Below are 14,584 nucleotides of genomic sequence, written 5' to 3'. Positions count from 1 at the left end.
TCCAACCATTGGACTCGCGAGTGGCTTGCGGACATATGTCGGCCGGGCCACCACCCTTTGGGGAAACATCAGATGAACTACCAGGAACTCGACAAGGAGATCGCCCACCTCGAACGTGTGTTCGGGATGATCTCCAGCAACGATCGCATTCCGTTGTCCTATTGGCACAATCGCCTGCGAAATTTGCCCAGGCCGACGTTGATGCCGACACAGCGCGAGCGTATCGCGCGGCTCGAGGAGACGCTGCGCTCGCTGAACGAAGCGGACGAAGCGTCGCTGCGTCCCACCGGTACGCGGTGGTAACCGGGCGGCCCGGAAGCCACCGCCGCCCTCGACGCTCGATTCACGCCGTCAACCAGTCAGGATCCGCGCGCCGAGCGCCAGCACGAGTGCCGGCACCATAACAAGCGCGCCCACCTTCAAAAACTTCATGAAGCTCACGTCTTCGCCCTCGCGGCGAATCGCGTTGAGCCACAGGATCGTTGCGAGTGAGCCGGTGATGGACAGGTTCGGGCCGAGGTCGACGCCGATCAGCAGCGCGTCGATCACACGCTCCGGGCTATGCGCCTGCATCACGGTCGAACTGGCGATCAGACCCGCCGGCAAGTTGTTCATCAGATTGCTGCCGATCGCGATGACGCTGCCTGCCCAGCCCGCCGTGGCCAGTTCGTGATGTTGCGCGGCGCGCTGCGTCAGTTGAGCCGCCGCCGTGATCACGCCGGTGTGATCGAGCATTTCGACGAGCACGAACAGCGCGGCCACCAGCGGCAGCACGCTCCACGAGATTTCGCGGATCATCGGCAGCGGCGACTTGCGCTCCAGAATCAGCACGACCAGCGCGGTCAGCGCGCCGAGTATCGCGGTCGGCATGCCGAGCGGAACATCGAATGCGGAGACCGTCAGCAGCGCGACGGCCGTCACCGCGATGCCCGCGAGCGCCACCTTGCCGCTCGACGAGAGCTCGACCGGCTCCAGATTCGCCTCGCAGGCGCCGGCGAGCGCGTCACGCTGGGTCCAGCGCAACATCACGTAGGTCGCGACGATCGATAGCAGCGAGGGCAGCGTGAAGCGCATCAGCCAGGCGCCGAGTGCGGGCGTGTGATTGCCGTACAGCACGATGTTGGCCGGATTCGAGATCGGCAGCACGAAGCTCGCCGCATTGGCGATGAACGCGCAGACGAACAGCAAGGGCAGCGGATGCGTCTTCGCCTTTTTGGCTGCGGCGAACACGGCCGGCGTGAGCACGACGGCGGTGGCGTCGTTCGAGAGAAACGCGGTGATCACCACGCCGACCAGGTAGACGAGCAGAAAGAGCTTGCGCGGCGAACCTTGGGCATGGTTGACCGCGAGCACGGCGACCCAGTCGAACAGGCCTTCCCGGCGCCCCACTTCCGACAGCAGCATCATGCCGAAGAGGAACAGATAGACGTCGGTGCCCTTGCCGATCGCCTCGAGCGCCAGATGGACCGGCAACAGACCGAGCGAGACCAGCAGCAGCGCGCCGGCGACGGCCCACACGGCTTCGGGCCATTTGAACGGCCGCGTGATGACGCCCGCCGTGGCGGCGGCGGCGATACCCCAAGACAGGAAAATGGAATTCACGAAGTGAGCCCAGGATGATTGATGACGCGCGAGCGCGATGTCCGGCATGGCCGGGCGAACTCGCCCATGTTGCGGTGGTCGCAGGCGCTGATATAGCAAGTTGCGCGCCTATGGCCGTGCCGTTGCGTTCGCTTCATCCCACGCGGTTCACCGCCGCAATGCAATCGCGGCCGTTATCTTTGGCGCAGTACAACTGTGTATCCACCAGATTGACGAAGGCTACCGGATCGGCCGCCTCGACCGGAATCGTGGTGCCGACGCCGAAGCTGGCGGTCACCGTCTGGCGGAACGGCGAGCGCTCGTGCGCGATCTCTTCGGTTGCAATACGGTCGCGGCAACGCTCGGCCACCTGGCGGGCGGCGTCGGCGCCGGTGTTCGGCAGGATCAGCACGAACTCTTCCCCGCCGAAGCGGCCGACAAAGTCGCCCGGCCGCACCGCGCTGCTCAACACGCCGGCGACCCGCTTCAGGCACTCGTCGCCCTGCACGTGTCCGTAGTAGTCGTTGTAGGACTTGAAGAAGTCGATATCGACCATGATCAACGAGAGCGGCGCCGCATGACGCAACGCCGCGCTCCATTCGCGCTGCAGGCGCGCGTCGAACGCGCGGCGATTGCCGACGCCCGTCAGGCCGTCCACGAACGAGAGCGCCTCGAGTTCCCGTTGCAGGGCGGCCAGTTTCTCCTCGGTCTTCTTGCGCTCGCTGATATCGAACATGAAGCCGACCAGCGACTCCACCTCGCCGCGCGCGTCGCGCACCACATGCACCACGTCGCGCAGCCAGACGTATTCGCCCCGGCTCGTCAACGCGCGATAGTCCGCTTCGTGATCGGTGCCCGCCTGAGATTGGGCGACGCAGAATTCGACCACCTTCTCGCGGTCTTCGGGATGCATGCGCGCGGCCCAGTCCTGCACGGTTTTCCAGCTCGAGGGCGCCCAGCCCAGCAGGGCTTCGATCTGCGGGCCGATATAGGCGAACTCCATAGTCGCCCAATCGATCTTCCACGGAATCGCTTTGGTCGATTCGAGCAACGTGCGGTAGACAGCCGCGTCGTGCTCCATGTAGCCTTCCACCCCGGCCGCGGCAGGCGCCGCGGGTGCCACCTCGTGGCGCAGAAAATCCGCGCCTAGCGCAATGTTGTTGTTTTCAATCCTGTTCATCGGTCTCGACTCTCCTGGCGGTTCAGCCGGCAAATTAACACAGTGGAGGACCTACCGGCCCATTACGGCCGCCGCGCCGCTTTATTCCAGCGACATTAGCGTCACGGATACAACAATCTGTTCCTTTCCCCCCGGCTATTCAGTTTTCATTGGCATCCCTACCATTCGCATTCACTTGCAATACCCGACAACCCACGAACGTTAAAGAATGAAATCCAGCCCCGTCCGTTCAGACCGCTACCACGGCGCCGCCATTGCCTTGCACTGGCTGATCGCGGCGTTGATCATCTGCGGCTTCTATATCGGCTGGATCATGACCGATATCCCCGGCTTCACGCCGACCAAGCTGAAGTATTTCTCCTGGCACAAGTGGATCGGCGTAACCGTATTTGTGCTCGCCGTGGCCCGCGTGCTGTGGCGCGCCACCCACCGCGCGCCGGCGCTCGACAGCGCCACGCCCGCATGGCAGAAGGCCGCCGCGCATCTGGTGCACGGCGTGCTGTACGTGCTGATGCTGGCGATTCCGCTGTCCGGCTACTTCTATAGTTCCGCCGCCGGCATTCAGGTGGTGTATCTCGGCATCGTGCCGCTGCCTACCTTCATCGGCCCGGATCAGGCGCTCAAGGCAAGTCTGCGCACGGTCCACGTGCTGCTCAATTACACCTTGCTCGCGCTGGTGGCGATGCATGTGGCGGCGGCGCTCAAGCATCAATTCGTCGATCGCGACGGATTGCTGGCCCGAATGATTCCGTTCCTCAAGTAACGGCAGACGATAGCCACACAGCAGCAGACAGCGGCGGACAGCCGGCGATTGGCTACGGCTTGTTGGCAATCTAATTCCCAGCGGTGCGCAATCAACGCACGCGGGTTCGATAGGATGCGTACCACCATGAAAGCAAACTTTTACCACTCCGTTCAACGCGTGACGCTCGCCGGCATCACGGCCTTTTCGCTGCTGGGCGCAAGCCTCGCGCATGCCGATGTCGACACGGGCAAGAGCAGCGTAATTGCCACCACAAAACAGATGAACGTGCCTGTAGACGGCAAGTTCAGGAAATTCTCGGCGCAACTGAATTTCGATCCGGCCAAGCCCACCGCGGGCAGCGCCAATGTGTCGATCGACACCGGCAGCTACGACCTCGGCGCCGACGACTACAACAAGCAGGCCCAAGGCAAGGAATGGTTCGACAGCGCCACCTTCCCGGCCGCAACCTTCGTCTCCAGCGCGATCGCGCCGGCCGGCGGCAACCAGTACAAGATCACCGGCAAGCTCACCATCAAGGGCAAGTCGCAAACCGTCGTGGTGCCCGTCACCATTGCCAGCCAGGGCGCCACGCAAACCTTCGACGGCGCGTTGCCGATCAAGCGCTCGCAATTCGACGTCGGTACTGGCGAATGGAAAGACACGTCGGTGGTCGCCGATGAAGTCGTCATCAAATTTCACATCGTCGCTTCGAAGAAATAACTCGACACGAAGCGTCACAGCACTTTCTGAAACCTGGAGAACAACTTGAAGAAACAACTTTTGCTCGCCGCAGGCGCGCTGGCCACTGCACTGTCGTTCAACGCGATGGCAGCCGATACGTATCAGCTCGACCCGACGCACACCTACCCGAGCTTCGAAACCGATCACTTCGGCGGCCTGTCCATCTGGCGCGGCAAGTTCAAGAAGAGCAGCGGCACCGTGGTGCTGGATCGCGCGGCGAAGACCGGCACGGTCGACGTGACGATCGACATGAGCTCGGTGGATATCGGCAACGACAAGCTCGACGCGGAACTGGTCACGGACAAGTTCTTCGACGCCGCGAAGTACCCGACTGCGACCTACAAGGGCACGCAGATCCGCTTCGACGGCGACAAGCCGGTGGAAGTGATCGGCACGCTGACGATGCACGGCATCACCAAGCCCGTCAATCTGAAGATCGAATCGTTCAAGTGCATCATGAACCCGATGCTCAAGCGTGAAGTGTGCGGCACGGAATCGACCGCGACGTTCAATCGCGACGACTTCGGCGTCGACTTCGGCAAGACCTACGGCTTCAAGATGCAGACCACGCTGCACATTCAGGCCGAAGGCATCAAGCAGTAATTGCCTGCCGCCCGGACTCCCGGGTTTGCATCAGGCGGTTGCGGCAACCAGTCCCTCGACTTCCGTTGCCGCAACCCGCTCCCAACTCTCCACGCCAGCCCGTTTCTTCGCTCAGCCGCTCACCGGCGAGCCGAACGTGTCCGCGCTTTCCGTGTAAGTCCCCGTCTGCCGATTCGATGTCACCGTGATGCCGGGCGTCGGCGCGTCTTTCACCACGCTCGTGCTGTTAGCGGAAACCAGCGTCGACGCATTGGCGGTTTCAACGGCCGTGTCCGGGGTGAGCTACCGCTTCTGAGCGGTCCTGACGGCGGCGGAGCAAGGTACTATTACGGTTTGACCGTCGTCGTCAGCCGTTTTTTGCCATCCCATGAGTTCTGCAAGCCGCCGCATCGCGCACCTCGACATGGACGCGTTCTACGCGTCCGTCGAGCTTTTGCGCTATCCGGAACTACGAGGCCAGGCGGTGGTGATCGGCGGCGGCCGCAACGGCGTGCCGCAAACGCTCGAAGACGGCACCCGCCGCTTCGCGAAGCTGCGCGATTACGCGGGCCGCGGCGTGGTGACCACCTCCACTTACGAAGCGCGCGCGCTCGGCGTGTTCTCCGCCATGGGCATGATGAAGGCCGCCGTGCTCGCGCCGGATGCGATCCTGCTGCCCACCGACTTCGACTCCTATCGCCACTATTCGCGCCTGTTCAAGGCGGCGGTCTCCACGTTCACCGAGCGCATCGAAGATCGCGGCATCGACGAAATCTATATCGATCTGACCGAACTGCCGGGCGAGCCGCGCGAGATCGCCGCGCGCATCAAGCAGGCGGTCAATCAGGCCACCGGCCTCACCTGCTCCATTTGCGTGGCGCCGAACAAGCTGCTCGCGAAGATCGGCTCCGAACTCGACAAACCCGACGGCCTCACCATCCTCACGCCCGCTGACATTCCCTTGCGCGTCTGGCCGCTGCCGGTGCGCAAGGTCAACGGCATCGGACCTAAGGCCGCGGAGAAGCTGACCGCGCTCGGTCTCGCCACCGTCGGCGATCTGGCGGCGGCGGACGCGGGGCTCTTGCAGGACCACTTCGGGCGCAGCTATTCGGCGTGGCTCATGCAGGTCGCGCAAGGCCACGACGAGCGGCCGGTGGTCGTCGAATCGGAGCCCAAGTCGATGAGCCGCGAGACGACTTTCGAGCGCGATCTGCATCCGCGTCACGACCGGCCCGCGCTATCGAGTTCATTTACCGGCTTGTGCGTGCGGGTGGCGGAAGATCTGGTGCGCAAGGGCTACGTGGGACGGACCGTGGGCATCAAATTGCGTTACGACGATTTCCGCACGGTCACGCGCGATCTGACGCTGGACGTGCCGACCGCCGACGCCGCCGAGATCCGGCGCGCGGCGACCGAATGCCTGCGCAGAGTGGAATTGAACCGCAAGCTGCGGCTCCTCGGCGTGCGCGTCAGTGCGTTGACGCCGGCCAACGCGCTGACACCGCCGCGGCGTCTGCCGGTTCAGGCCGACTTGCCCTTCACCAGCGACGAATAACCGGTTCCCTCGGCCGCCGCGCTCGTGTTCGAGCGCGCCGCCGGCACGCCGGCTTCGAGCGGCGAGACCGCCGCAACCGAGAACGCAAAGATGTTAATGCCGTGCGCGCTTTGCGCCGACACGGTGCCGCTATGCATCTCCGCAATCGCTTTCACGATCGCCAGACCCAGCCCGTGGTTTTCGCGGCTGTTCGTGCGCGAGACCTCGGCGCGATAGAAGCGGTCGAACAGATGTTCGAGCACGTCCGGCGCGATCGGCTCGCCGGGGTTGGCCACCGCGACGCGCACCTGATCCCGATCGCTCACGATCGTCACGCTGATCTCGGCGCCCGGCTCGCAGTGCTGGATGGCGTTCATCAACAGATTCGTGCAGGCGCGGCCGAACAGCGAGCGGTTCACCCGCGCCATGGCGTCGCCGCGCAATTGCGCATGCACCCGCGCTTCTTCGAGCGGTATCTCCAGAAACTCCAGCGTATGCGCGACTTCCGCAGCCAGTGACACGTCGATGAGGCCCGTCGCGCGCTCGCCCTGATCCGCGCGGGCGAGGAACAGCATGTCGTTGATGATCGCCCGCATGCGCTCGAATTCTTCGAGATTCGATTGCAACGTATGGCGCAGATCGTCGACCGAGCGATTGCGTGTCAACGCCACCTCCGTCTGGCCGATCAGAATCGTCACCGGCGTGCGCAGTTCATGGGCCACGTCGGCATTGAACGATTCGAGGCGGCCATACGCGCCGTCAAGCCGCTCCAACGCACCGTTGAAGGAGTTGGCCAAGTCGTTCAGTTCAAGCGGCAACGAGGCGGTATTCAGACGCTGCGAGCGGTTGTTCGGGCTCACCGCGGAAGCGTCGCGCGTGAGGCGCGTGAGCGGCGCGAGGCCGAGCCGCGTGACCGAATAGCTGAGCAACAGGACGCCGAGGCTGCCCAGCGCCGACAGCGCGGCAAGCGCGAAGCCGAACACGCGCATGGTGCGCACATTGGGCGAATAGCTCGCGGCCACCTGCAATTGCACTGCCGGACGCGCGCCATAGGCTGGAATCGTGGCCGTGGAGGTCAGCATGTCCTGGCCGCCGCCGGCCGGCGTCACGCGCGCATAGCCGCCCGCCCAGCTCGTGACCACCGAACCGTCGACCGGTGTGCCGTAATGGAAATACGGATCGGGACTCGACACCGCATACACGGTGCTGCCATCGTGCGGCGTCATGTCGGTGAGCTTTTCGCGCGCCATGCGCCATTTTTCCGGCGTCACGGCGTGATACACGATGATGCGCGCGATCTGCGTGCGGTCGTCGAGCGACTCGCGCAGATGGTGTTCGAGCTGCGTGCGCAGCACGAGAAAGAGCCCCGTGCCGACCAGCGTGAACACGAATAGCGCGACGAACGCGAACATCAACGCGAGGCGCCGGGCTATCGAGCGGTTCATGATTGCTCCGCCTCTTCCCGCACTTCGAGCACGTAACCCATGCCGCGCACGGTGTGCAGCAGTTTGGAGGGGAACGGGCCGTCGAGCTTGGCGCGCAATCGTTTGATCGCGGTCTCGACCACGTTGGTATGGCTGTCGAAATTGACGTCCCAGACCAGTTCGGTAATGGCCGTCTTCGACAGAATGTCGCCTTGCCGGCGCGCCAGCACGCTGAGCAACTGAAATTCTTTCGCGGTCAGGTCGAGCCGCACGCCGTCGCGGGTCGCGCGCCGGCCGATCAGATCGACGAACAGATCGCCGACGGAAATCAGCGTCGACTCCTGCGAGCGGGTGCGGCGCGCGAGAGCATGCAGCCGCTCGACCAGCTCGAGGAACGAAAAGGGTTTGGTGAGATAGTCGTCCGCGCCTTCGCGCAGGCCACGCACGCGGTCGTTCACGTGATCGCGCGCGGTGAGCATGATGACCGGCGTGGACTTGCGCATACGCAGCGCCTTCAGCACGCTGAAGCCGTCGCGTTTGGGCAGCATCACGTCGAGAACGATCACGTCGTAATCGAATTCGGTGGCCAGATGCATGCCTTCCTCGCCGTCGAGCGCGACGTCGACGACCCAGCCCTGCTCTGTCAAACCGGAGCGCAGGTAGTCCACCACCTTGTGCTCGTCTTCAACAATCAGCAATTTCATGCGCGTCCCCTTGTATGTGCATTATACGAAACGCCTTGCAATCTTCTTGCGCACCGCCGCGTGCCCCTGTTGCCGCCCCTGTTGCTTCATGATCCGGTAGCTCACCGCGCGGGAGCCATCGCCTCCTTCGTGTCGTTCGGCTGCGCGCCCATGGGCGTATTCGGCATGTCCGCGCCGACGTCCCAGCCGCCGCCGAGCGCCTTCACGAGCGAGACCGACAGCGTCATCTGCTGGCCGTGAATCTGCACGTCCTGGCGCTCGCTGGTGAGCAGTTGCTGTTGCGCGGTGATCACGTCGAGGTAAGCGACGAGGCCGCCCGAATAGCGGTCGTTGGCGAGCGCCAGCAGATGCTGCGCGTCGGTGACGGCCTCGCTCGACTGCTTCGCCGCGCCGTCCAGCACGGAGAGTCCGGTGATGCCGTCCTGCACCTGCTGGAACGCGGTGAGCACGGTCTGGCGGTAGTTCGCCTCGGTGGCCTTGTAGCCTTCGCTCGCGAACTTCACGTTGGCCGCGCGGCGGCCGCCGTCGAACAACACCTGGCCGACCGCCGCGCCGAGCGTCCACATCAGCGTGGGCGCGCTCAACAGGCTGGCGAACTGTGTGCTTTCCCAACCGATGCTCGGCGCCAGTGTGAGGCTCGGGAAAAATGCCGCCTTGGCGACGCCGATCTGCGCATTCGCCGCGGCCATCGCGCGCTCCGCCGAGGCGACATCCGGCCGCCGCTGCAACACGTCGCTGGGCACGCCGAGCGGGATCGACGGCACTTTCGCATCGAGCACCTTCGGTTCGATCGCGAACTGCGGCGCGGGCACGCCGACCAGCGCGGCGATCGCATGCTCGAACTGCGCGCGTTGGTTAAGCAGCAGTTGCGCCTGCACACGCGTCGAGTCGAGCAGCGATTTCTGTTGCAGCACGTCGAGCCCCGACACCGAACCGAGATCGTGCTCGGTCGTCACGTAGTCGAGCGCCTTCTGCTGCAGTTTCACCGACTGATTCAGCACGTCAATCTCGGCGTCGAGTTCGCGCAGCGAGAAATAGTCGGTGGCGAGATCGGTGGTAAGCACGAGCCGCGCGTTGGCGAGGTCGTCGGCCGACTGCTGCGCGGAAGCCGCGGCGCCTTCCACCTCACGACGTATCCGGCCGAATAGATCGGTGTCGTAGTTGATGGTGGGGCCGAGCTGCACACTGTTTTGCACCGTCGACGTCGTGGGCGTGCCGTAATTCGTCTGCGGACGGTTCTGCGAAATCCGGAAGCGCGATGCCTGCGCCGCGAAATCGACTTCGGGAATCTGCTGCGCGCGGTTGTTCGCGAGCGTCGCCCGCGCCTGCTCGTAATGCGCGCTGGCCGCCAGCAGCGTCTGATTCTGCACGAGCCCCTGCGTTTCCAGCGTGGCGAGCGTCGGATCGCTGAACGCGCTCCACCAGTCCGGCGAAATCGGCGCATGAGACGGTACGGCCACGCGCCAGTACGAATCGGTTTGCCAGGTGGGCGGCACTTCGGCCTGCGGCCGCTGATAGTCCGGCCCGACCGTGCACGCGGCCAGCAGCGCCGCGCCTGCCAGCGTCGTCAGTGCACGGCATGTGGCCACGTGCCTCACGACGCCCCCTTGCCGTTGGCCTGCGGCTGCTGGATCTGCACGTGATCGCCGTCCGCGATCGAATCGCTCGGGTTGATGATGATCTTGTCGCTGGCCTCGATGCCGCTTTCGATTTCGAGCGACTGGCCGAGATCCTGCGCGATCACGATCTTGTGCAACTGCACGTTGCCGTTCGCATCGACCACCGCAACCCGCGGGCCTTCAGCGCGAAACAGCAAGGCGTTGCCCGGCACCATCAATCGCGCGTGCGCAACCGCCGGCAGCGCGACCTGGACATACGCGCCGGGCCGCAGCTTGTCGTCCGGATTCGGCAGTGTCACTTCGACCTGCAGCGAACGGGTGGGCACGTCGATCGCGCCGGAAATATGCGTGATCGTGCCGTGGAATTGCTGGCCCGGCAGTTCGGCCTGCGTCACCACCACCTTCTGTCCCACCGACACGTTCTGCGCATACGCCTGCGGCAACTGCACATAGACGCGCAGCGGGTCCGACTGCGCGAGCGCGAAGAGCGCGCGGCTCGTGCCGCTGCCCGCGTCGATCAGGTCGCCGACATCCACGTTGCGCTGCGTGACCACGCCCGCGAACGGCGCGACGATGCGCTTGAACGATTCCAGCTGCTGCAGGCGCTTGACGTTGGCGTCGGCGGCGGCGAGGTTGGCCACGTCTTGCGTGTACGTGCTCTGCCGTTCGTCGAGTTCCTGTTGCGAGACCGCATCGCGCTGACGCAGTTGCTGCCAACGGTCCAGCGAGCTCCTGGCAAGGCCGAGGCTCGAACTGGTTTGCTGGCGCTGCGCCAATGCCTGCGCGAGTTCCTGATCGATTTCCGGCGTGTCCAGATCGGCGAGCAGTTGACCCTGCTTCACACGCGTGCCGATATCCGCGTACCAGTGCAACAGATAACCGGTGGAGCGCGCGTAAATCGGCGATTCGACGTAGCCGCGCAGCGTACCCGGCAGCAAGGTATTGCCGCCGCCTTCGGTCTGCGTCGGACTCACCACGTTCACATACTGCGTCGCGTTCTGCTTGGTGGTCTCCGCCACCGAACGGTTTTGCATCATGTTCGCAACCACGGTGCGCAAGGCCCCGACGGCGAGCAGTGCCAGCACGATCCACACGGCGATCTTGGCGCGTTTCCATTCGCGATGGCGCGGCGGCAAGGCGTGGCCGCCTTCGGTCTCTCGCGCCGGAATCGCTAGCGATGCATGAGTTTTTTCGGTCATCTCAGTCAGCCATCATTTAACTTTACGCGGGCTTGCCGGCGCCGCCGTGCCCGGGCGCGGGGCCGTCGTGGCCGTCGCCGTGGGAACCGTTGTGGTTTGCGTCGCCGTCGTCACCATCGTCGCGGTGACGGCGCGCAAGGCGGGAGTGAATCGCCGCGAACACCAGCGGCACGAAAAACAGCGTAGACACGGTGGCGAACAGCAAGCCGCCGATCACCGCGCGGCCGAGCGGCGCATTCTGCTCGGCGCCTTCGCCGAGACCGAGCGCCATCGGAATCATGCCGATGATCATCGCGAAGGCGGTCATCAGCACCGGCCTGATCCGGCTTGCACCGGCTTCGAGCGCGGCGGTCAACGGCGGTGCGCCGGCGGAAAGGCGCTGGCGCGCGAACGCCACCATCAGAATACTGTTGGCGGTGGCCACGCCCATGGTCATGATCGCGCCCGTCAACGCCGGCACACTCAGGTGCGTGCCGGTCAGAAACAGCATCCACACAATGCCCGCCAACGCCGCGGGCAACGCGCTGACGATGATCAGCGGATCGACCCACGACTGGAAATTCACCACGATCAACAGGTACACCAGCACGATCGCCATCGCCACGCCGATCCCAAGACCGAAGAACGAACTGCGCATGGTCTGCACCTGGCCGCGCACGGTAATCTGACTGCCGCGCGGCAGCGACGCACGCACGTTGTCCACCAGCTTGTCGACCTGATTCGCCACGCTGCCCAGATCGCGCTTCTCGACGCTCACATAGAGATCGATCACCGGCCTGATGTTGTAATGCGTGACTTCCGCGAACTGCGTCCGCGGCGTGACCCGCACCAGATTGCCGAGCAATTGCGTCGGGCCGGTGGTCGAGCCCGACACCGGTGTGCGCAATAGCTCATCGATCGACGACACCTGATACTGCGGCGTCTGCACCGCCACGTTGTATTCCACGCCGTTGCGATTGTTGAACCAGAAACCCGGCGAGGTTTGCGAACTGCCCGACAACGAAATGAGCACGTTTTGCGCCACGTTGCTCGCGCTCAGATTGAGTTGCTGAAGCCGTGTGCGATCCATCTGAAGATTGATCGCCGGTTCATCCAGTTTCTGCTGGATGTGCGTGTCCACCGTGCCGGGAATCATGCGCACCTGTTTCAGCAGCTTGCGCGCAATGTCGAAGTTGCCCTCCTGATTCGCGCCGGAAATCTGCACGTCCACGGCAGCAGGCAGGCCGAAGTTGAGAATCTGCGTGACGATGTCGGCGGGCTGAAAGAAAAACTCGACGCCCGGAAAACGCTGCGGCAGGATCGCGCGCAGTTTGTCCATGTAGATTTGCGTGGGCTTGTGATCTTCATTGAGCGCCACCTGGATCTCGCCGTCAAGCGTACCGATCGTGCCCGCATTGCTGTACGAGAGATTGATGCCGCTATAGGGCAAACCGAGGTTGTCGAGAATCGTGCCGAGTTCTTTTTGCGGCACGACTTCGCGAATCACTTTTTCGACTTCGTCGGCGAGACGCGCGGTTTCCTCGATGCGGGTGCCGGTCGGCGCACGCATATGCAGGCGAATGTCGCCGGCGTCCACGCTCGGGAAGAAGTCTTCGCCGAGCACGAAAATCAGGCCCATCGAGACGACGCAAAATCCGAGGAACACGCTGCCGAACATGCCACGCCGCACCAGCAAGCTGCTGAGAATCATGATGTAGCCGGCGCGCATGCGCTCGAAACCACGATCGAAGCGATGATAGAGGCGCATGAACAGATTCGGCTTCGCGCCCTGCTTCGGCTTGTGCGCGTGACCCATCAGCAGCATCGCGAGGGTCGGCACCAGCGTACGCGACAGAACGTACGAAGCCAGCATCGCGAACACCACGGCTTCGGCGAGCGGCACGAACAGATAACGCGCCACGCCGGTCAGGAAGAACATCGGCACGAACACGATACAGATACATAGCGTGGACACGAGCGCGGGAATCGCGATTTCGCCCGCGCCGTCGAGAATCGCATCGTGCAGATTCGTGCCCATATGCAGATGCCGTTCGATGTTCTCGATCGTCACCGTGGCATCGTCCACCAGAATCCCGACCGCCAGCGCGAGACCGCCGAGCGTCATGATATTGATGGTCTGTCCGAGCGCATGCAGCGCGATCAACGAGGACAGGATCGACAGCGGAATCGAGATCGCGATGATGCAGGTGCTGCGCCAGTTGCCGAGGAACAGCAGAATCATCGCGGCGGTCAGCGCGGCGGCAACCAGCGCTTCGCGCACCACGCCCTGCACCGCCGCTTTCACGAACACCGACTGATCGAATAGCGCGGTGATCTTCAGATCCGGCGGCAAGGCGGCTTGCGCGTTCGGCAGCAGGCCGCGCAGCGTATTGACGATGGAAAGCGTCGACGCACTGCCGTTCTTGAGCACCGACATCAGCACGCCGCGATGGCCGTCCTGCCGCACGATATTGGTTTGCGGCGAGTAGCCGTCACGCACGTGCGCGACCTCGCGCAGATACGTCGTCGCACCGTTGAGCGTGCGCACCGGAATATCGTTGAGCCCTTCCAACGTGGCGGGCGAGCCGTTCATGTTGATCGTGTATTCCTTCGGTCCGATCTTCGCCGTGCCGGTCGGCAGAATCAGGTTTTGCGCGTTGAACGCGCTGACCACATCGGATGGCGTCAGCCCTTTGGCGAGCAACGCGCGCGTGTCCAGGTCGACCGAGATCAGCCGCGATTTTCCGCCGTAGGGGTACGGCACGGCCGCGCCGGGAATCGTCACGAGCTGCGGACGCAGGAAGTTCAGCGCCGTGTCGTTGAGCGCCTGCTCGGAGAGCTTCGGGCTCGACAGGCCGAGCTGGATCACCGGAATACTGGAGGCCGAGTAGCTGATCACCAGCGGCGGCGTGGCGCCTGGCGGCATCTGCTTGACCTGCGCCTGTTCGACGGCCACCGTCTGCGCGATCGCCGTCTGGATGTTCGCGTTCGGCTGCAGGAACACCTTCAGGATCGTGATGCCCGCGAGCGACTGCGATTCGATGTGCTCGATGTCGTTGACCGTGGTGGTCAGACTGCGCTCGTTCACCGACGTGATGCGGTTGGCCATGTCTTCGGCCGACAAGCCCGTGTAGGTCCAGATGATACTGACCACCGGAATATTGATCTCCGGCAGCACGTCGACCGGTGTGGTCAACAGCACGAATGGCGTCGCCAGCAAAATCAGAATGGCCATCACGATGAACGTGTATGGCCGTTTAAGCGCAACGTTGACGATCCACATGAAACGCGCCCGA

12 protein-coding genes are annotated in these 14,584 nt (G+C 63.8%); 5 read left to right on the top strand and 7 right to left on the bottom strand.

Features of this window, described 5'->3' with window-relative positions; translation table 11 throughout:
- Positions 1–72: 72 nt before the first annotated feature.
- Positions 73–303: a hypothetical protein gene (locus B0G74_RS39520; protein WP_132382479.1), complete on the top strand. Its 231-nt coding sequence runs from the start codon at positions 73–75 to the stop codon at positions 301–303.
- Positions 304–351: 48 nt separating this feature from the next.
- On the opposite strand, the gene B0G74_RS39515 is transcribed toward B0G74_RS39520, so the two are convergent.
- Entirely contained in the window at positions 352–1,602 is a 1,251-nt protein-coding gene (locus B0G74_RS39515; protein ID WP_132382477.1) for an arsenic transporter, read from the bottom strand.
- Between the two features lie 133 nt (positions 1,603–1,735).
- Positions 1,736–2,761 (bottom strand): sensor domain-containing diguanylate cyclase, encoded by a 1,026-nt coding sequence (locus B0G74_RS39510; protein ID WP_132382476.1) that lies wholly within the window; start codon positions 2,759–2,761, stop codon positions 1,736–1,738.
- A 208-nt stretch (positions 2,762–2,969) separates the two neighbouring features.
- Here B0G74_RS39510 and B0G74_RS39505 point away from each other — a divergent pair, with 208 nt between their 5' ends.
- The 4 genes from B0G74_RS39505 to dinB all read left to right on the top strand — a co-directional run bounded on the left by B0G74_RS39505 (position 2,970) and on the right by dinB (position 6,384).
- On the top strand, positions 2,970–3,524 hold the full coding sequence (locus B0G74_RS39505; RefSeq protein ID WP_132382474.1) for a cytochrome b: 555 nt from the start codon (positions 2,970–2,972) through the stop codon (positions 3,522–3,524).
- Between the two features lie 126 nt (positions 3,525–3,650).
- Positions 3,651–4,226, top strand: coding sequence for a YceI family protein (locus tag B0G74_RS39500; RefSeq protein WP_132382473.1), 576 nt, complete (start codon positions 3,651–3,653; stop codon positions 4,224–4,226).
- 45 nt (positions 4,227–4,271) lie between these two features.
- Positions 4,272–4,850 (top strand): YceI family protein, encoded by a 579-nt coding sequence (locus B0G74_RS39495; RefSeq protein WP_132382471.1) that lies wholly within the window; start codon positions 4,272–4,274, stop codon positions 4,848–4,850.
- Between the two features lie 367 nt (positions 4,851–5,217).
- Positions 5,218–6,384 carry a DNA polymerase IV gene (dinB, locus tag B0G74_RS39490; protein WP_132382470.1) on the top strand — a complete coding sequence of 389 codons (1,167 nt, stop codon included), beginning with the start codon at positions 5,218–5,220 and terminating at the stop codon, positions 6,382–6,384.
- On the opposite strand, the gene B0G74_RS39485 is transcribed toward dinB, so the two are convergent.
- From B0G74_RS39485 to B0G74_RS39465, 5 genes are all read right to left on the bottom strand, one after another.
- Positions 6,351–7,808 carry a heavy metal sensor histidine kinase gene (locus B0G74_RS39485; RefSeq protein ID WP_132382468.1) on the bottom strand — a complete coding sequence of 486 codons (1,458 nt, stop codon included), beginning with the start codon at positions 7,806–7,808 and terminating at the stop codon, positions 6,351–6,353. The two genes, dinB and B0G74_RS39485, sit on opposite strands and share 34 nt — an antisense overlap.
- Positions 7,805–8,491, bottom strand: coding sequence for a heavy metal response regulator transcription factor (locus tag B0G74_RS39480; protein ID WP_007176723.1), 687 nt, complete (start codon positions 8,489–8,491; stop codon positions 7,805–7,807). Before B0G74_RS39480 ends, B0G74_RS39485 begins: the two co-directional genes overlap by 4 nt.
- Before the next feature lie 101 nt (positions 8,492–8,592).
- The gene (locus B0G74_RS39475) at positions 8,593–10,089 is read right to left on the bottom strand and encodes an efflux transporter outer membrane subunit (protein WP_132382466.1); all 1,497 of its coding nucleotides are present in this window, start codon (positions 10,087–10,089) and stop codon (positions 8,593–8,595) included.
- Complete coding sequence (locus B0G74_RS39470; protein ID WP_132382464.1) at positions 10,086–11,309, bottom strand: efflux RND transporter periplasmic adaptor subunit; 1,224 nt, start codon at positions 11,307–11,309, stop codon at positions 10,086–10,088. Before B0G74_RS39470 ends, B0G74_RS39475 begins: the two co-directional genes overlap by 4 nt.
- 22 nt (positions 11,310–11,331) lie before the next feature.
- The gene (locus B0G74_RS39465) at positions 11,332–14,571 is read right to left on the bottom strand and encodes an efflux RND transporter permease subunit (protein WP_132382462.1); all 3,240 of its coding nucleotides are present in this window, start codon (positions 14,569–14,571) and stop codon (positions 11,332–11,334) included.
- Positions 14,572–14,584: the final 13 nt, after the last annotated feature.

Source organism: Paraburkholderia sp. BL9I2N2, from assembly GCF_004339745.1.
Taxonomy (GTDB): domain Bacteria; phylum Pseudomonadota; class Gammaproteobacteria; order Burkholderiales; family Burkholderiaceae; genus Paraburkholderia.
Note: the sequence above shows the minus strand (reverse complement) of the source record. Positions and strands in the feature narration are given on the sequence as shown.